General features: G+C 40.2%; 20 protein-coding genes. All 20 read left to right on the forward strand.

The window, feature by feature from the left end:
* Positions 1 to 9: 9 nt before the first annotated feature.
* The 20 genes from hslU to ACQKIC_RS10105 all read left to right on the forward strand — a co-directional run bounded on the left by hslU (position 10) and on the right by ACQKIC_RS10105 (position 17,431).
* Positions 10 to 1,419, forward strand: a complete 1,410-nt coding sequence (gene hslU, locus ACQKIC_RS10010) for an HslU--HslV peptidase ATPase subunit (RefSeq protein WP_402868319.1) — start codon at positions 10 to 12, stop codon at positions 1,417 to 1,419.
* Positions 1,420 to 1,526: 107 nt separating this feature from the next.
* Positions 1,527 to 2,306, forward strand: a complete 780-nt coding sequence (gene codY / locus ACQKIC_RS10015) for a GTP-sensing pleiotropic transcriptional regulator CodY (RefSeq protein ID WP_402868321.1) — start codon at positions 1,527 to 1,529, stop codon at positions 2,304 to 2,306.
* 983 nt (positions 2,307 to 3,289) lie between these two features.
* Positions 3,290 to 3,685: a flagellar basal body rod protein FlgB gene (gene flgB, locus ACQKIC_RS10020; protein WP_402956295.1), complete on the forward strand. Its 396-nt coding sequence runs from the start codon at positions 3,290 to 3,292 to the stop codon at positions 3,683 to 3,685.
* The gene (gene flgC, locus ACQKIC_RS10025) at positions 3,685 to 4,143 is read left to right on the forward strand and encodes a flagellar basal body rod protein FlgC (protein WP_402956297.1); all 459 of its coding nucleotides are present in this window, start codon (positions 3,685 to 3,687) and stop codon (positions 4,141 to 4,143) included. Before flgB ends, flgC begins: the two co-directional genes overlap by 1 nt.
* A gap of 23 nt (positions 4,144 to 4,166) precedes the next feature.
* Positions 4,167 to 4,475 (forward strand): flagellar hook-basal body complex protein FliE, encoded by a 309-nt coding sequence (gene fliE / locus ACQKIC_RS10030; RefSeq protein WP_427591104.1) that lies wholly within the window; start codon positions 4,167 to 4,169, stop codon positions 4,473 to 4,475.
* A gap of 93 nt (positions 4,476 to 4,568) precedes the next feature.
* Complete coding sequence (gene fliF, locus ACQKIC_RS10035) at positions 4,569 to 6,170, forward strand: flagellar basal-body MS-ring/collar protein FliF (RefSeq protein ID WP_402987885.1); 1,602 nt, start codon at positions 4,569 to 4,571, stop codon at positions 6,168 to 6,170.
* 12 nt (positions 6,171 to 6,182) lie between these two features.
* Positions 6,183 to 7,202 (forward strand): flagellar motor switch protein FliG, encoded by a 1,020-nt coding sequence (gene fliG / locus ACQKIC_RS10040; protein ID WP_402956303.1) that lies wholly within the window; start codon positions 6,183 to 6,185, stop codon positions 7,200 to 7,202.
* Positions 7,195 to 7,956 carry a flagellar assembly protein FliH gene (gene fliH, locus ACQKIC_RS10045; protein ID WP_427591107.1) on the forward strand — a complete coding sequence of 254 codons (762 nt, stop codon included), beginning with the start codon at positions 7,195 to 7,197 and terminating at the stop codon, positions 7,954 to 7,956. Before fliG ends, fliH begins: the two co-directional genes overlap by 8 nt.
* 2 nt (positions 7,957 to 7,958) lie before the next feature.
* Positions 7,959 to 9,278, forward strand: coding sequence for a flagellar protein export ATPase FliI (gene fliI, locus ACQKIC_RS10050; protein ID WP_402956307.1), 1,320 nt, complete (start codon positions 7,959 to 7,961; stop codon positions 9,276 to 9,278).
* A gap of 2 nt (positions 9,279 to 9,280) precedes the next feature.
* Positions 9,281 to 9,724, forward strand: a complete 444-nt coding sequence (fliJ, locus tag ACQKIC_RS10055) for a flagellar export protein FliJ (RefSeq protein ID WP_402868333.1) — start codon at positions 9,281 to 9,283, stop codon at positions 9,722 to 9,724.
* Between the two features lie 8 nt (positions 9,725 to 9,732).
* Positions 9,733 to 10,350: a MotE family protein gene (locus tag ACQKIC_RS10060; protein WP_427591109.1), complete on the forward strand. Its 618-nt coding sequence runs from the start codon at positions 9,733 to 9,735 to the stop codon at positions 10,348 to 10,350.
* 26 nt (positions 10,351 to 10,376) lie between these two features.
* Complete coding sequence (locus ACQKIC_RS10065; RefSeq protein WP_427591111.1) at positions 10,377 to 11,774, forward strand: flagellar hook-length control protein FliK; 1,398 nt, start codon at positions 10,377 to 10,379, stop codon at positions 11,772 to 11,774.
* A gap of 8 nt (positions 11,775 to 11,782) precedes the next feature.
* Positions 11,783 to 12,418 carry a flagellar hook assembly protein FlgD gene (gene flgD, locus ACQKIC_RS10070; protein WP_427591113.1) on the forward strand — a complete coding sequence of 212 codons (636 nt, stop codon included), beginning with the start codon at positions 11,783 to 11,785 and terminating at the stop codon, positions 12,416 to 12,418.
* Between the two features lie 11 nt (positions 12,419 to 12,429).
* Positions 12,430 to 12,813: a TIGR02530 family flagellar biosynthesis protein gene (locus tag ACQKIC_RS10075; protein ID WP_402956315.1), complete on the forward strand. Its 384-nt coding sequence runs from the start codon at positions 12,430 to 12,432 to the stop codon at positions 12,811 to 12,813.
* Between the two features lie 77 nt (positions 12,814 to 12,890).
* Positions 12,891 to 14,090, forward strand: a complete 1,200-nt coding sequence (flgF, locus tag ACQKIC_RS10080; RefSeq protein ID WP_427591115.1) for a flagellar basal-body rod protein FlgF — start codon at positions 12,891 to 12,893, stop codon at positions 14,088 to 14,090.
* Between the two features lie 50 nt (positions 14,091 to 14,140).
* Entirely contained in the window at positions 14,141 to 14,356 is a 216-nt protein-coding gene (locus tag ACQKIC_RS10085; RefSeq protein ID WP_402868573.1) for a flagellar FlbD family protein, read from the forward strand.
* The gene (gene fliL / locus ACQKIC_RS10090) at positions 14,353 to 14,781 is read left to right on the forward strand and encodes a flagellar basal body-associated protein FliL (protein WP_402868342.1); all 429 of its coding nucleotides are present in this window, start codon (positions 14,353 to 14,355) and stop codon (positions 14,779 to 14,781) included. Before ACQKIC_RS10085 ends, fliL begins: the two co-directional genes overlap by 4 nt.
* A gap of 52 nt (positions 14,782 to 14,833) precedes the next feature.
* A complete protein-coding gene (gene fliM / locus ACQKIC_RS10095; RefSeq protein ID WP_402868343.1) occupies positions 14,834 to 15,832 on the forward strand; it encodes a flagellar motor switch protein FliM in 999 nt (332 codons plus the stop codon).
* On the forward strand, positions 15,822 to 17,048 hold the full coding sequence (gene fliY, locus ACQKIC_RS10100) for a flagellar motor switch phosphatase FliY (protein WP_427591117.1): 1,227 nt from the start codon (positions 15,822 to 15,824) through the stop codon (positions 17,046 to 17,048). The genes fliM and fliY overlap by 11 nt, the downstream gene beginning before the upstream one ends.
* 20 nt (positions 17,049 to 17,068) lie before the next feature.
* Positions 17,069 to 17,431 (forward strand): response regulator, encoded by a 363-nt coding sequence (locus tag ACQKIC_RS10105; RefSeq protein WP_063231856.1) that lies wholly within the window; start codon positions 17,069 to 17,071, stop codon positions 17,429 to 17,431.
* The last annotated feature ends 13 nt before the right edge of the window (positions 17,432 to 17,444 follow it).

The following is a 17,444-nucleotide window of genomic DNA, read 5'->3' on the forward strand; positions in this document are numbered from 1 at the left end:
GAGCGCACAATGTCAAAGAAAACTAATTTAACACCGAGGCAAATCGTAGAGAAACTGGATCAATATATTGTAGGACAGAGTGAAGCAAAACGTGCAGTAGCGGTAGCATTGCGTAATCGATATCGTCGTTCTTTACTCTCAGAACAACTTCGTGATGAAGTCGTTCCGAAAAACATATTAATGATTGGACCGACTGGTGTTGGGAAAACAGAAATTGCTCGGAGAATGGCTAAATTGGTTGGTGCTCCTTTTGTGAAAGTGGAAGCAACGAAATTTACGGAAGTCGGTTATGTCGGCCGTGATGTAGAATCCATGGTGCGTGATTTAGTGGAGACTTCCGTCCGCCTCGTGAAGGAAGAAAAGATGGTTAGTGTCAGAGAACGGGCAGAGGAAAATGCCAATCGCCGTTTAATTGATTTATTAGTGCCATCTAATAAAAAACAGAGCAATTTCAAAAACCCTCTCGAAGCATTTTTCGGAGGAGGAACGAATCAAGCTGAACAGGATTCGAGTGACAACTCAGAAGATTTAAGCCTTCAGCAAAAAAGAAAGCTTGTGGCCAATCAGCTGGCTAAAGGCGAGTTAGAGAATGAAATGATTACAGTTGAGGTGGAAGAACAGGCCGCATCCATGTTTGATATGCTACAAGGTTCGGGAATGGAACAAATGGGGATGAATATGCAGGATGCCTTGGGAAGCTTGATGCCCAAGAAAAATAAAAAGCGTAAATTGAAAGTAAGCGAAGCACGAGTTGTCTTGACCAATGAGGAAGCGGCAAAATTAATCGACATGGATGAAGTAACATCGGATGCTGTATACGGTGCAGAGCAAAATGGGATAATATTCATCGATGAAATTGATAAGATCGCTAGCAAACAGTCGGGAAGTTCTTCAGCGGACGTTTCAAGAGAAGGTGTACAACGGGATATCCTTCCAATTGTTGAAGGGTCTACAGTTGTAACAAAATACGGATCCGTTAAAACCGATCATGTACTCTTCATTGCAGCAGGGGCTTTCCATACGGCTAAACCCTCGGATCTTATTCCTGAGCTGCAGGGCCGTTTTCCAATCCGTGTGGAATTAAACAAATTGACCGTCGAAGACTTTGTGAAAATTTTACACGAGCCGGATAATGCTCTGTTAAAGCAATATGTAGCTTTATTAGAAACAGAAGGTATAGAAATTGAATTTTCTGACGAAGCTGTAAGTAAGATAGCAGAAGTGGCTTTCGAGGTTAATCAAAACACAGATAATATTGGGGCAAGGCGCCTTCATACAATCCTGGAGCGTCTTCTAGAGGACTTATCTTTCGAAGCTCCTGACATTACGATGGAGAAGATTACAATCACTCCTCAATATGTCGAAGATAAGCTGGGCTCGATTGCCCGTAATAAAGACTTAAGCCAGTTTATCCTTTAGAATGAACCAGCGGCAATATTCATTGCCTAAGCAAATTACATCACATTACGGAAATACAACTTCATAGTCAATTGTGAACCATGGTATTTTTAGGAGGAACAAGTCAGATGAACTTATTAGCAAAAACAAGAAAAATTAATGCAATGCTCCAAAAAGCAGCAGGAAAAGCAGTTAATTTCAAAGAAATGGCAGAAAGTTTAAGTGAAGTAATCGAAGCGAATGTATTCGTCGTTAGCCGTCGCGGAAAATTACTTGGAATCGCAGTAAGCCAACAAATCGAAAATGAACGTATGTATAAAATGTTAGAAGATAAGCAATTCCCTGAAGTGTATACAAAGAATCTATTCAACATCCAAGAAACATCTTCTAACCTCGATATTGAAAGCGAATATACAGCTTTCCCAATTGAGAATAAAGAGTTGTTTTCAAATGGCCTAACTACCATCGTTCCTATCATGGGCGGGGGAGATCGTTTAGGAACATTGATTCTTGCTCGATTACAAGATAAGTTCCATGATGACGACTTAATCTTGGCGGAGTATGGAGCCACTGTTGTTGGAATGGAAATCCTTCGTGAGAAATCAGAAGAGATTGAAGAAGAGGCACGTAGTAAAGCAGTCGTTCAAATGGCTATATCTTCACTTTCTTACAGTGAATTAGAAGCTATTGAACATATCTTCGAAGAACTTAAAGGGAACGAAGGATTACTTGTTGCATCTAAAATTGCAGATAGAGTTGGTATTACTCGTTCAGTAATCGTGAATGCACTTAGAAAACTTGAAAGCGCCGGTGTTATTGAGTCACGTTCATTAGGGATGAAAGGGACGTACATCAAAGTATTGAACGATAAATTCCTTAACGAATTAGAAAAACTTAAAAATAACTAAAATTCAGCTCTAGATATAAAGCTGATAGTACCAAAGGAAAGGGTTCGGGAATTTAATTCCGGATCCTTTTTTTATCTTTAAATGTAGATGGAGAAAATTAGCATCTCGATTTCTAGCAATCTAACCAAAAAGGCACGATCTCTTAGTGGGTGAGAGATCGTGCCTTTTTGGGGTTAGGTACGAAATATAATCGTATATATATTAAATTGCACTTATTTAATATATCCTTCATCCGGTAAAACTAAGGTAGTAGTTATAAGAACATGTAGGAGGTTCAATTTATAATGAAGTTTTCCATTATAGGGTAATTGGAATCAAATTCTAATAGGCAGTATGAGGATAAAGAATCGTTTATCCAAAATACAGTATAATTTTCCTTATAAAGGGTAATTATACTGTAATAGCTATCTGAATAGACAGTCCTCTATGGTCAATAAAAGATTGTTTTCATTAATTTTAAGAATACTTTATATCTCAGGCATTTATTAATCGGAATTTCCGGGAAGTTTAATATGTGGAAAAAAGTCGAATGCTTTAATAGTTTTATATTCTTTCAAAAAAATTAGGGAGTCAGTATTTGTAAAAAATCTGATTTTTTACACGTTAATTCACCCTTTGCTGAAGCAGTATGTAGATTACCATTAAACTATTACCAATATATACCTGATGGTTTCTATACTAATTAGTTCTAAAGTATCAGGTATATTGGTTTGTGATTCTGTATGATAAATAAGTATTTAAAGATAAAAATTGGATAAAATCATAAAATAATGTAATATAACGTCACAATTGACTAGAAATTTAAATGAAAAAGCTATAAATTTGAGCAAATTGTGACATTTTTCGACTATAATAGGTCTAAAGTCTATATATTAATTATAGACATCGTTCTTGCGTTTCTTTAAAATTAAGGATATTAAGATAATGGATTTATTTATCACATAAGTTATTATTTGCTTGGATAGAAAGAGGGGAACGACAAAATGGAGTTATTTTCAAATACCTTTCAATCACTGGAAAACGCTCTGAATTTTTCTAGTACGAAACAAAAGGTCATTTCGCAAAATATTGCTAATTCCGATACGCCGAATTATAAGGCGAAAGATGTTTCTAATACAAAGTCCTTTCGAACAGAACTTGATACGGCTATTCAATCATATCGTACCGATGACAGGCACTTTAGCTTTAAATCAAACGGCAAAGCGACTTCTTCCATTGTTACACAGAACAATGTGAATTATAACAGTAACGGGAACAGTGTGGATGTCGATAAAGAAATGACGGACCTGGCTACGAATCAAATTTATTATAATGCTGTAACGGATAGACTTTCGGGTAAATTCCAGTCATTGGAATCAGTGATTAGGGGTGGGAAGTAATGGGGATTTTTCAGAGTATTAATACGACGGGCTCAGCTTTGACTGCCCAAAGGCTTCGGATGGATGTGATTTCTGCCAATATGGCCAATGCCGATACGACTAGAGCCGAATTTGATGCGGAGTCGGGACAATGGAAACCTTATTCAAGAAAATCGGTTGTTCTGCAAAATAAGGAAGCAAGTTTTGCAAGTTTTCTAGATGCAGCAACCGGAAAAACGAACGGTACGGGTACAGGTGTAAAAGTATCAGGAATTGTTAAAGATGAAACACCATTTGAACTGGATTACAATCCAGATCACCCAGATGCAAATGAAGATGGATATGTAGAGATGCCAAACGTGGATCCACTGAGAGAAATGGTCGACTTAATGAGCGTCACTAGATCCTATGAAGCCAATGTCACTGTTTTGAATGCATCAAAGGGAATGATGATGAAGGCATTAGAAATCGGTAAATAATTTTTGATTGGAGCGTGTGCATTATGGAGGGGATTTCTCTTTCAAGCATAAGCAATATAGATAAAGCATGGAAAAGTCAGCAGACTAACACAAGTACACCATACGAAGCGCAACAAGATTTTGCGTCCGTATTAAAAGAAACTATGAATAAAGTTAACGAGGCCCAGGTATCATCGGACAGCCTTACAGCTAAGTTAGCTAACGGAGAAGACGTAGAACTTCATAATGTGGTGATTGCTTCACAAAAGGCGAGCATTACGATGCAGGCTACGTTAGAGGTTCGGAATAAAGTGGTCGAAGCCTACCAGGAAATGATGAGAATGAGCATTTAACATTCATTTTAAAGACCTCATATAAAGAGAGAAAAAATGGCTAGGGGGAAAATGCCTCCTCTCATAAATTCATAGACTGACCGGGGGATTTAAATGAATGATGCACTAGTGAACTTTAAAAATAAAATAACTGGTTACTGGAGTACAAGAAGTAGAAAACAAAAGATGATAATGATTGGTTCAACGGCATTAGTCATCATCATCGTCATGGTTGCCTCATTTTTCGCAACCCGAACGACATTGGTTCCGTTATATTCCAATCTGAAACCATCCGAGACGGGTAGCATAAAAGAAAATTTAGACAGTCAAGGAATAAAAAACGAGATTGCGGATAACGGTACAACCATCAAAGTACCACAAGAAAGTGTTGATACGCTCAAAGTCGAACTAGCGGCTGAGGGAATACCTGAGTCTGGTAGCATCGATTATTCATTCTTTAGCCAGGGAGCTGGATTGGGAATGACTGAAAATGAGTTTAATGTAATTAAATTGGATACGATGCAAACAGAGTTATCCAATTTAATAAAGAAAATTGATGGAGTCGAGGACGCTAGCGTCATGATTACGCTTCCTGATAAAGGAGTCTTTGTCAGCGAATCCGCCGGTGAAGCTTCAGCATCGATTGTATTGAATACGAAATCGGGCTATAAGTTCGAGGAGAGTCAAGTCAATTCCCTATATCATCTTGTTTCGAAAAGTGTTCCCAACCTTCCTACAGATAATATCGTCATCATGAATCAAGATTTTGAGTATTATGACCTTAAAAATGAAAATTCGTCATTCGGTTCTGCTTTTCAATCTCAAAATGAGATAAAAAAAGAAATAGAACGAGATATACAAAGACAAGTGCAAAATATGCTTGGAACTATTATGGGGCGGGATAAAGTGGCCGTTTCCGTTACGACCGACATTGATTTTACTCAAGAAAATCGGGAAGAGAACCTTGTGGAGCCGGTGGATGAGGAAAATATGGCTGGAATAGAAATTTCAGCCCAAAGGATCAACGAATCGTATAGCGGGGACGCAGCTGAAAATGGGGGAATTCCCCAAAGTGAAGACTCCGCGGATTCATTGGGTTCCAGTTATGTAGAAGGTACGACAGGTTCAGGCGATTATGAAAAATCAGATGAAACTATAAATAGTGAAGTGAACCGAATCAAGAAAGAAATCGTTGAAAGTCCATATAAAGTCAAGGATTTAGGCATTCAAGTCATGGTAGAACCACCTACCGCTGATGATCCGAATTCATTATCTCAACAGAGCGTGGATGATATCACACAAATCCTAAGCACGATTATCCGAACGACGATAGATAAAAAAGCGGTAGGGGAAGAACTGACAGATGATGAATTAAATCAGAAGATTGCCATTTCCGTACAACCTTTTAATGGAAAAATGAAGATCTCAGAAGAGGAGAATGCTTCCTCACTACCGATATGGGTTTATATTGTTGGTGGAGTTCTATTGCTAGTCATTATCATTCTATTAGTCTTATTCTTCCGTTCAAGACGTCAACGGGATTTGGAAGAGGAGTATTACGAGGAAGTAGAAGAGGAAGCCCAATTCGAAGTTCCTGATTTAAATAAAGAGACGGAATCGGAGGCCTCTTTAAAAAGGAAACAGCTTGAAAAATTGGCTAAAGAGAAGCCAGATGAATTCGCAAAATTATTAAGAAGCTGGATAGCAGAAGATTAGGAGGCCATGCAAGTGATAGATCGAAAGAAAAAGGGTGGATTGACAGGTAAACAAAAGGCGGCAATCCTCCTTATCTCCTTAGGCCCGGATGTTTCTGCATCCGTATATAAGCATCTTTCAGAAGAAGAAATCGAGAGGCTGACTCTGGAGATTTCAGGAGTTAGAAGTGTCGACTCGCACGATAAGGAAGAGATTTTAGAGGAATTTCATAACATCGCTTTAGCACAGGATTATATTTCGCAAGGTGGGATAGGATACGCGAAGCAGGTTTTGGAAAAGGCGTTAGGTACCGATCAAGCTGCGGCCATCATTAACCGTTTAACTTCATCCCTGCAAGTTCGGCCTTTCGACTTTGCTCGTAAAGCAGACCCAGGGCAAATATTGAACTTTATTCAAAACGAGCACCCTCAGACGATTGCCCTGATTTTATCTTATCTTGATCCAACACAGGCCGGACAAATTTTATCAGAACTGCCTCAAGAAGTGCAGGCAGACATTGCAAGAAGGATTGCTTTGATGGATAGCACTTCGCCAGAGATTATTAATGAAGTGGAACAGATATTAGAAAGAAAACTTTCTGCAACCGTTACCCAGGACTATACACAAACCGGTGGTGTCGAAGCTGTGGTAGATGTCCTGAACGGAGTCGATCGTTCCACGGAACGAACCATTTTGGATGCTCTTGAAATTCAAGACCCTGAACTTGCAGAAGAAATCAAGAAGAGGATGTTTGTCTTTGAAGATATCGTGACCCTTGATGGTAGAGCCATTCAACGCGTGGTTCGGGAATCGGATAATGAAGATCTTAAACTTGCACTTAAAGTGGCAAGTGAGGAAGTGAAAGACATTGTATTCCGCAATATGTCCAAACGGATGGTCGAAACCTTTGAGGAAGAAATGGAATATATGGGACCTGTTCGTCTACGTGATGTAGAAGAAGCACAATCAAGAATCGTTGCTGTCATTCGCCGCCTTGAAGAAACTGGTGAAATTGTAATCGCCCGTGGCGGAGGGGATGATATTATTGTCTAGAATTATTAAATCTCATCAGGCGAAGGAAGATGAAAGTAACAAATTCACGATTAAAATCCGGCAATTTGATGTCCAGGTAACAGAAAATGATGAGGGGCAAGTCACCAATCACTTCCCACCTAATGAATTTCTTAATCAAACCATACAAGAAGCGGATGCCATATTAATAGAAGCAAAGCAGCAAGCCGAAACGATTGTCGAAGAAATTCAACAAGCAAAGGATTATTGGGAGCAAGAGGAAAAAAGAATATACATTGAACAAGCACAAAAAGAAGGATACCAACAGGGCATTGAGGATGGACTTCAAAAGGGCTATAACGAGATGGCCGGGGACATCGCTTTTGCTAAAGAAGTGGTGGAGGCATCAAAAGTTGATTATCAGCAGCATCTTGAATCCTCTGAATCAGTCATTCTAGATATAGCATTGAACGTAGCCAAAAAAATCATCGGACAGCAATTGGAGGCTAAGGAAGAAACATTCTTATCTCTCGTTAAGGGAGCGATTAAAGAAGCAAGGGAATACCGGGAAGTTCAGCTGCACATTCATCCGTCCAGATACCAATCGATTCTTTCTCACAAGGATGAACTGATTTCGATTTTTCCAAAAGAAGCGGAATTATATATTTATCCTGATGATGAATTGGATGAAGGCAGCTGTATCATAGAGTCGGAGAATGGAAGAATTGATGCAAGTGTCGATAGTCAACTACTAGAAATTAAGGCAAAACTATCCGAACTGTTGGAAGGGGAGTAAAGATGAAAGCGAGAGACCTCATACCCTATATTGATGAAGTCGATACATTTAAACACTATGGCCGAGTCAAGCGTGTCGTAGGGTTGATGATTGAATCTCAAGGCCCTGAAAGCTCTGTTGGAGACGTTTGCTATATCTATACCGGTGTTCAAAAAAAGAAAAAACCGATACTGGCTGAAGTCGTCGGTTTCCGCGATGAAATGGTTATTCTCATGCCATTTACAGCTGTGAGTGATATTTCACCAGGGTGCATCGTCGAAGGAAGTGGGCGTAGCCTTGAGATAAAAGTGGGAAGCGGATTGATTGGCCAGGTTGTCGATCCTCTGGGTTTTCCCATCGATCATTCCCTGCTTCCGAAGGGACTAGCTACGGTACCAGTCGATCAAGATCCTCCTAATCCTATGGAAAGACCACCGATTGATGAACCGATTGATGTTGGTGTCAGGGTGATAGATAGTCTACTAACAGTCGGAAAAGGGCAACGTGTCGGGATTTTCGCTGGGAGTGGAGTAGGGAAAAGTACATTGCTAGGCATGGTGGCCAGGAATACGACAGCTGACTTAAATGTTATTGGACTTGTTGGGGAACGTGGTCGGGAGGTTCGGGAGTTCATTGAGAAGGATCTTGGTCCAGAGGGATTGGCTCGTTCCATTGTGGTGGTGGCAACTTCCGATCAGCCAGCGTTGATGCGGATTAAAGGAGCAATGACAGCAACTGCAATTGCAGAATACTTTCGGGATAAGGGATTGAATGTAATGTTGATGATGGACTCTGTCACAAGGGTGGCGATGGCCCAAAGGGAAATCGGACTAGCTGTCGGTGAGCCACCTACGACAAAAGGGTATACACCATCGGTATTCGCCATTCTTCCAAGACTTTTAGAAAGAACGGGAACAAATCAACTAGGATCTATCACAGCCTTTTATACAGTTCTTGTTGATGGAGACGATATGAATGAACCAATTGCCGATGCAGTCAGGGGAATATTGGACGGGCATTTCATCTTAGACCGTAATTTGGCAAACAAGGGCCAGTATCCCGCGCTTAATGTTTTAAAGAGCATCAGCCGAGTCATGAATAACATCGTTGGAGAAAGACACAAAAAGTCGGCAGAAGAACTACGTGCAAACTTATCTACTTATATGGATTCGGAAGATTTAATTAATATAGGAGCTTATAAAAGGGGATCTTCGAAGGAAATAGATAATTCCATAAAGCGCTACCCGGAAATCATTTCATTTTTAAAGCAGGGCACTCATGAAAAGGCGCCTAAAGATATAAGTATAGGAAACCTTGTAGATTTGATGGAAAGAGGTGAGTAGCTATGATTTATCAATATAAGTTCGAAAAGATCCTTACCATAAAAGAAAAAGAAAAAAGAGATGCACTATCTAAATATAATACAGCGCTGAAAAAGTTTGAAGAAGTGGCTGGAAAACTATATAAGTTCTTGAAGAAAAAAGAGGACTTACTGGCATTCCAAGAGGAAAGGTTGAGAAATGGTTTGTCCATTCAAGAAATTCGCCATCACCAGCTGTTTATGGACAATCTTGAAAAGCTCATAAGTCTTAGCCAGGAGGAAGTCATAGAAGCTCGTTATAAAATGAATGTCCTGCAAGAAGTATTAATGGAAAGAAATATTGAAGTGAAGAAGTACGAGAAAATGAAAGAAAACGATTTTCATAAATTCTTGGATATCATCAAGGAAGATGAGAATAGACAAATGGATGAAATATCTATCAGGCAATTCTTAAGTAAAGGGCGTTAGGTGATAGAATGCGTAAAAAAGAAGAACCAACTGGATTGGATGAATTGGAAGAAAGTAAAATAAGTAAATTTCAATGGTTTCTTGTCATCTTTATCCCTTTGATTTTTGCGGTGACTGTTGCATTGATCGTTTTTACTGTAGCCGGTGTGAATGTCATGGAAAAGGCTAAGGAGCTATCAGGGAAAATCCCCTTAACTGAACTATTTGAAAAAGATGATGAAAAAGTAAAACCCACGCAAGAGATTGGTAAGGATTCAAAAAGATTGGCTAGACTAGAGACTGAAATTAAAGACAAGGAAAAAGAGATAAAGAAACTTGAAAGCATCATTGACACCCGTGATCAAGCGGTCGAAAAGGCTGAGGCAGAAAAACAGCAAATACAAACTCAATTGAATCAGCTTAAAGAAAGCCAGGATGGGAGTAAACGGGCATTCAAGGACATCATACGCACATATGAAACGATGGCTCCTAAAAAATCAGCGCCAATCATTACGGAGATGAACGATGAAGATGCCGTGAAAATCTTGGCAAGTATGAAAGCTGATACATTAGCGAAGGTCTTGGAGCAGATGACTACCGCAGATGCTGTCAGATTAACGAAGAAACTAACAGAGTCTAGTACGTAAGTCGCATGAAAGGAGGTGATTTAAACGTGAATTCGGCCATTAATTCGATGCTACCTTTGGCATCAGTGAATAAAAAAGTACAACCCAACCAGAGCCAAGGATCAAATGCCCAGTTTGGATCCGCCCTTCAATCCGCATTGACTGTAGAGACAGATTCGGACAAGACGTTGGATGCAGAATCTATCACTCTTTCGGAGGAAAAACTCACAACACTAAAGGATTTGGTGGATTTCTTGAAACAATCCAATTTAAGTGATCTTGAAGGGGGAGTAGCAGCTGAGGACTTGTTAATAAACGAGTCGTCAGGTTCGGGAGAGTTACTTTTACAGCTACTGCAAATTCTTAACGGTGATGACAAAACTAGTCTAGAGAGATTTTTTACAAGTATCGAAGAACTTGATTTAGATAGTGACCAGGAAGAGATGGCACTCGACGCTCAAAGTCTTCTCGGTGCTAATGTCATGGACCTATATACAATCCTTAAACAAGTTGCATCGTTAAGTGAAGATGAGTGGAAACAGCTCCCAATAGAGGGAACGGCAAACCTTTTAAAGCTAGTGAAAGTTCAGGAACTTCTATCAGAAACTAAAGATATGACACAGGACGAAGCATCCATCCAGAAGCAAATGAAGAACGTGCTTGATGGAATAACCGGAAAGCTTGAAAAATGGGTGTCCAATGAGCAACAGAAAAAAAGTGGAGATCTTGATTTTTCAGTTCTAGTGGATAAAGGGCAGAATAAATCTCTCGAAACGGTGAGGAATGCATTCTCTCGGATGGTAGGGGCTGATAAAGAAGGAAACAAGCAAGGTCTGGGTTTGCCAATACAGATTGTAAAGTCAGCTCACTTTAAGCTCACTCTAACGAAAAGTGGAAATTCAGGAACGCTTAGCAATGAAAAGGTTTTAAATGAAGCTATTAACCAAGGTGCAAGTGTACAGGGGCAAATCACAAAACTGGAACAGCTGGTTATGACAGCTTCCAAAGATGGACAGACGGTTAGTCAAGATGAATTCGTCAAGCGATTTGAATCCATTTTGAACAAATCAAATTTCTCAGGAACGAATGGCGTCAATAAGCTGTTAATTAGACTGAACCCTGAACACCTGGGCTCGCTCAGAATTGAATTGATCCAAAAAGATGGACTGATGACAGCAAGAATCTTAGCCACTACAGCACATGCAAAGGATATGTTGGAGAACCAAGTTCGAGGATTAAAGCAAGCCTTCAGCGGGCAGAACATTCAAATCGAAAAAATCGAAATTGTACAGGCCTTCAACTCTTTCAATGCAGAGAAATTCAGCCAGAAAGATGCAGAGGACCAAAGCAGACAACACCAAGAAAGCAAGCAGGAAAGTAACGAAGAATCAGAAAGTGAATTTACCAGTTCATTTGCTGAAGCCCTGTTAAATCTAGAAGTGTAGGTGAAGAAATGACGACGATTGATACATCACTCATGTTATCAAACTATCAAACCGAAACAAGAAAAACGGGGGATAATCTAGGAAAAGATGATTTCCTGAAGTTGTTGCTTACTCAACTGCAAAATCAAGACCCTTCAAGCCCGATGGACAACTCGGAGTTCATAGCCCAAATGGCGACTTTTTCATCTTTAGAACAGATGATGAATATCGGAACTAAAATGGACGAGTTGCTTGCATCCAATCAGCAAAATAGTTTGATGAACTATAACTCCTTTGTTGGTAAAGAAGTGACATGGCATAAACTTGACGAGGGTGATGAGAACCTTGCAATTGAAGAAGGAACAGGAATCGTGGATTCAATTCAATTTAAAGGAGATAAAGTTTATTTCCTTTTAGAAGATGGAACTAAACTTGAACCGGCGAATATTTCAGCCATGAAGCAGACGGGAACAGGCTCAAATAGCCTGACGACAGCAAGTGAACTGATTGGAAAAAGTGTCACCTGGAATGATGAGAAAAACGGTGAGCAGTCGGCCATCGTGTCTTCCGTATCAATGAGTAATGGTAAGTTGCAAATCGAAGTGAATGATGAAGCAGGCACAAAATTATCAAGAGAGCAATTGATAAAAATAGCTGGCGCTTAAGGAGCGGAACGATGAATAAACTAGATTTTCAAACTAATTCCGCTCAAGCGATACCACTGATGAAAACACCCTTGAGAAAAAGGCAAACGGCCCAGCAAGGATTTCAACAGCACTTTCAAACAGCAGTAACGGCCGTTGAGAAATTGACAATCAGTAAACATGCCCAAATGCGGATGAATCAAAGAAAAATAGAAATAAATCCGCAAATGTGGAGCCGAATTGCCGATAAAGCCAATGAGGCCAAAAAGATGGGAGTGACAGAGTCACTCATCATCACCGATAATGCGGCGCTCGTAGTCAGCACGAAAAATAACAAAGTTATCACAGTCATGGACCGAGAGGAAGCATCGTCTCAAGTTTTCACGAATATCAATGGAACCATATTACTGGATTAACGGGCCGGTCCTAGTATAGGAAGCCTAGACTGTGGAATGACAGAAGCAGTCGCTAATATGAAAGGGGAACGTTTAATATGCTTCGTTCAATGTACTCAGGAATTAGTGGGTTGAAAAACTTACAAACAAAATTGGATGTCATCGGGAATAATGTGGCTAATGTAAATACGTATGGTTTTAAGAAAAGCCGTGTTACTTTCAGTGATACGATGAACCAAACAATATCAGGGGCAAGTGCTGCAACGGAAAATAGAGGGGGGACCAATGCTAAACAAGTAGGTTTAGGGTCTACCATCGCGACGATAGACACGATTCATAGTCAATCAAGCTTGCAAACTACTGGACGTGATCTTGACTTGGCTGTTTCTGGTGACGGTTATTTCGTCGTTAAGCAAGGAGATACCTTATCGTATACACGTGCAGGAAACTTCTATTTGGATGACAATGGTACGCTTGTAAACTCAAGCGGGTCAAAAGTACAGGCCTACAAGGTTGATGCAAAGGGAAATACTTCAAATACTATCGGAGATGTGGCAGTAAACGTTAATGCCGTTTTACCGGCAGTAAAAACTACTACAGTAACCGTGAGTGAAAATCTTGCAGCAGACGCTATTAAAGGTTCCGTATTTAGCCAGCAAATCAAAGTGATTGATGATAAGGGCCAGGAGCAAACGAAAACAATGTATTTTCAAAAAACATCTGAACCAAACGCAACTACTGGATCATGGGATGTATTTATAGACCAGGAACCTCCAGCTATTGCTGGTACAGGTACAGGGAAATTAACTACGCTTGCTTTTGATAACGCCGGTAAGTACACATCTGGTAATAAAAAAGATGCTACCATAGATTATGTTTTCTCAGACCTTACCCAAGTTGCAGGAACCACAACGGCCCTCGTCAATCCAAATGGAAATAAAGAGGGGAAACTAGAAAGCTTTAACTTTGGCGCTTCAGGTGAGATTAATGGGATATATTCAAATGGGAAAATTATAACACTGGGCCAATTGGCAATTGCTAAGTTTTCGAATGCTTCCGGTTTAACTAAATCTGGAGGAAGCACATTCCAGGAATCGATAAACTCAGGAACGGCAAATATAGGTGTCGCAGGGGAAGGTCGAGGATCAATTGCTCCAGGTTCACTTGAAATGTCCAATGTCGATTTATCCGAAGAGTTTACGGAGATGATTGTTGCTCAGCGTGGTTTCCAATCTAATTCACGTATCATCACCACGTCTGATGAAATCCTGCAAGAACTGGTTAACTTAAAACGATAGGTTAAGGGAGGGAGGAGCCAGGTGCTGATTTGCTCTGGCTCCTACATATTATTATTAAAGTGACAAGGCTGAATGGCAAAAGATTTCATATTAATGCATTGTACATAGATACGGTCGAATCCCTGCCGGATACGACCATTACTTTTACAAATGGCAAGAAGATTGTCGTGCTTGAGAAAGAAGAGGATTTGATTCAGGCTATCATTCAATTTTACCGTTCCGTTAACGTTCTTGGATTTCAAAAAGATGGGGAGGGAAGCGTATGAAAAAAAAGCTATTGACGATTATTTTGATTATGCTAGTGGCGATAACCCTGGTTGGCGTCATAGCAGTAGTGGTTGTTACGAAGTTATCTGACCCCACATCGGCAGAGGACAAGCCTAGTATAGATGAAATCGTTAAATCTTCCGTAGAAATTCCGGAGATTACGACGAATCTAGCGGGCAATGATTATATTAAAATATCGTTTATGGTCCAGACAGATAGTAAAAAGGCTAAGGAAGAACTGGAAAAAAGGAATTTTCAAGTGAAAAATATCATTATAACCGAGCTTTCCGAAATGAAGGCAACAGATTTGACAGGTAAAAAGGGCAAGGAAAAACTTCAGAATACATTACAGACTAAAATTAATGAATTAATGGAAGAAGGAAAAGTTGAAAAGGTTTATATAACCTCCTCGATCCTTCAATAAGAACATCCTGACTTCATTAAATAAGAAGGGGAAGTTTTGGAGGTGAATGCTAATGTCCGGGGAAATATTATCGCAAAATGAAATTGATGCACTACTATCAGCGATTTCTACAGGAGAAATGGATGCAGACGATTTAAAGAAAGAAGAAATAGAAAAAAGGGTGAAAGTGTACGACTTCAAGAGAGCGCTCCGGTTCTCGAAAGACCAAATCAGGAGTTTGACACGCATCCATGACAATTTCGCAAGGTTATTGACAACCTACTTTTCAGCGCAGCTAAGAACCTATGTTCAAATTTCGGTCGCTTCCGCTGACCAAATCCCTTATGAAGAATTTATACGGTCCATCCCAAAAATGACGATTTTGAATGTATTCGAGGTCCCACCCTTGGATGGTCGCATTATACTGGAGGTCAACCCGAATATTGCGTACTCCATGATGGACCGGGTGTTGGGCGGCAGGGGCGTCAGTGCAAATAAAGTTGACAGTCTAACGGAAATCGAAACGAAAATCATGTCAAACCTCTTTGAGAAGGCTTTTGAGAATTTACAGGAAGCCTGGGAGACGATTGTCGAAATCGAACCGGTGATGACGGAATTCGAAGTGAATCCGCAGTTCTTACAGCTAGTTTCACCCAATGACACAGTGGTGGTCATTTCGTTGAATACCCAGATTGGTGAAACAAGTGGAATGATCAATATATGTATACCGCACGTCGTATTAGAACCAATCATACCAAAGTTATCTGCTCATTACTGGATGGAAACGTCCCAAAAAGAAAGACTGCCTGAGGAAATCAAGGTCTTGGAAACGCGTATCAGGAATTCAGACCTCCCGATTATATCCGAGCTTGGAACCACTGATATTACCATACAGGATTTTCTGCTTCTTGATGTAGGTGATGTTATCGATTTAAATCAGGCAATCGATCAACCTTTATTAATTAAAGTTGGAGGAATTCCAAAATATAGTGGGCAGCCAGGCAAAGTAGGTAAAAAACATGCCATCCAGATTCTTGATATTTTGAAAGGGGGAGACGAAGATGGTAAGTGACGAAATGCTTTCACAAGACGAAATAGATGCCCTTTTAAAAGGTACAGATGATACAGATGAAGGGGTAAGCTCGCTTCCCATTGCTGATTATTTATCAGCAATGGAACTGGATGCACTCGGTGAAATCGGGAATATCTCTTTCGGAAGCTCAGCAACTGCATTATCTACCTTATTGAACCAAAAGGTGGATATCACGACTCCGACTGTTACCATCATTGAAAAGGGTAAGATAGCAGAGGAGTTTCCACAGCCATATGTGGCCATCCAAGTAAGGTATACGGAGGGTTTTTCCGGTATCAATATGCTTGTTATCAAGCAAAGTGATGCAGCCATCATCGCCGATTTGATGTTGGGTGGTGATGGATTAAGTCCTTCGGATATGCTAGGTGAAATCCAATTAAGCGCGGTCCAGGAAGCAATGAATCAAATGATGGGGTCCGCCGCTACGTCAATGTCGACCATTTTCAGCAAAAAGGTTGATATTTCTCCACCTAGCATAGATTTACTCAATTTTTTGAACGGCGAAGGCGAGGACGCCATCCCGAACGAAGATCTATTTGCAAAAATTTCGTTCCGGTTGCGCGTCGGTGATTTAATTGATTCAAGCATCATGCAGTTATTGCCTTTAGAGTTCGCTAAGGGATTGGTCGATGAACTATTGAATGGTACCGGAGATAGTGAACCTGCCGAAATTCCAAAAACGATAGAACAGGTGGCCAAAAATCAGCCGCAGAGCATTCCGACACAAGCGACTGTTCAATCACAGATGCCCATTACGAACCAATCAGTCCATGATCCATATGGACAAATGCCTTATCAGGCACAACAACAGACTTATCAAATGCCTAATGAACCTCAGCATTTTGGTTCACCAAGTGCATCCAATGGTAAGCCTGTAAATATCCAACCAGCTAGTTTCACAAGTTTTCAGCCTTATCAACTTCAAGAATCGGAAACGAAGAACCTCAGCATGCTGATGGACATTCCACTTCAAGTAACGGTAGAGCTTGGCAGGACAAAGCGTTCGGTCAAGGAAATCCTGGAGTTGTCATCCGGTTCTATCATTGAATTGGATAAACTGGCTGGGGAACCTGTTGATATTCTTGTAAACAGCCGGTTAATCGCAAAGGGTGAAGTTGTTGTCATTGATGAAAACTTTGGAGTTCGAGTTACTGATATTATGAGTCAGAGCGACCGATTAAAAAAAATTAGATAAAATTTGGGGGAAGAAACAAAATGGCAAATAGAATATTAATTGTAGACGATGCAGCATTTATGAGAATGATGATCAAGGACATCCTTTCTAAAAATGGCTTTGAGATTGTCGGAGAAGCGGCAGATGGAGCCCAAGCAGTTGAGAAATATAAAGAAACGCACCCGGATCTTGTAACGATGGATATAACGATGCCTGAAATGGATGGAATTACCGCATTAAAGGAAATTAAAAAGGTAAATCCTCAAGCCAAGGTCATCATGTGCTCTGCAATGGGCCAACAAGCGATGGTCATTGATGCCATTCAAGCGGGAGCCAAAGATTTCATTGTAAAACCGTTCCAAGCGGATCGCGTATTGGAAGCCATAAATAAAGCACTAAGCTAACTAAGAGGGTGTC

Source organism: Peribacillus sp. NPDC046944 (assembly GCF_050272735.1).
Lineage (GTDB): Bacteria > Bacillota > Bacilli > Bacillales > DSM-1321 > Peribacillus.

What these genes read in the sequence shown, in the direction of transcription:
- hslU (WP_402868319.1), top strand. Translation starts at nt 10, where the DNA reads ATGTCAAAGAAAACTAATTTAACACCGAGGCAAATCGTAGAGAAACTG.
- codY (WP_402868321.1), top strand. Translation starts at nt 1,527, where the DNA reads ATGAACTTATTAGCAAAAACAAGAAAAATTAATGCAATGCTCCAAAAA.
- flgB (WP_402956295.1), top strand. Translation starts at nt 3,290, where the DNA reads ATGGAGTTATTTTCAAATACCTTTCAATCACTGGAAAACGCTCTGAAT.
- flgC (WP_402956297.1), top strand. Translation starts at nt 3,685, where the DNA reads ATGGGGATTTTTCAGAGTATTAATACGACGGGCTCAGCTTTGACTGCC.
- fliE (WP_427591104.1), top strand. Translation starts at nt 4,167, where the DNA reads ATGGAGGGGATTTCTCTTTCAAGCATAAGCAATATAGATAAAGCATGG.
- fliF (WP_402987885.1), top strand. Translation starts at nt 4,569, where the DNA reads ATGAATGATGCACTAGTGAACTTTAAAAATAAAATAACTGGTTACTGG.
- fliI (WP_402956307.1), top strand. Translation starts at nt 7,959, where the DNA reads ATGAAAGCGAGAGACCTCATACCCTATATTGATGAAGTCGATACATTT.
- fliJ (WP_402868333.1), top strand. Translation starts at nt 9,281, where the DNA reads ATGATTTATCAATATAAGTTCGAAAAGATCCTTACCATAAAAGAAAAA.
- ACQKIC_RS10060 (WP_427591109.1), top strand. Translation starts at nt 9,733, where the DNA reads ATGCGTAAAAAAGAAGAACCAACTGGATTGGATGAATTGGAAGAAAGT.
- flgD (WP_427591113.1), top strand. Translation starts at nt 11,783, where the DNA reads ATGACGACGATTGATACATCACTCATGTTATCAAACTATCAAACCGAA.
- ACQKIC_RS10075 (WP_402956315.1), top strand. Translation starts at nt 12,430, where the DNA reads ATGAATAAACTAGATTTTCAAACTAATTCCGCTCAAGCGATACCACTG.
- flgF (WP_427591115.1), top strand. Translation starts at nt 12,891, where the DNA reads ATGCTTCGTTCAATGTACTCAGGAATTAGTGGGTTGAAAAACTTACAA.
- fliL (WP_402868342.1), top strand. Translation starts at nt 14,353, where the DNA reads ATGAAAAAAAAGCTATTGACGATTATTTTGATTATGCTAGTGGCGATA.
- fliM (WP_402868343.1), top strand. Translation starts at nt 14,834, where the DNA reads ATGTCCGGGGAAATATTATCGCAAAATGAAATTGATGCACTACTATCA.
- fliY (WP_427591117.1), top strand. Translation starts at nt 15,822, where the DNA reads ATGGTAAGTGACGAAATGCTTTCACAAGACGAAATAGATGCCCTTTTA.
- ACQKIC_RS10105 (WP_063231856.1), top strand. Translation starts at nt 17,069, where the DNA reads ATGGCAAATAGAATATTAATTGTAGACGATGCAGCATTTATGAGAATG.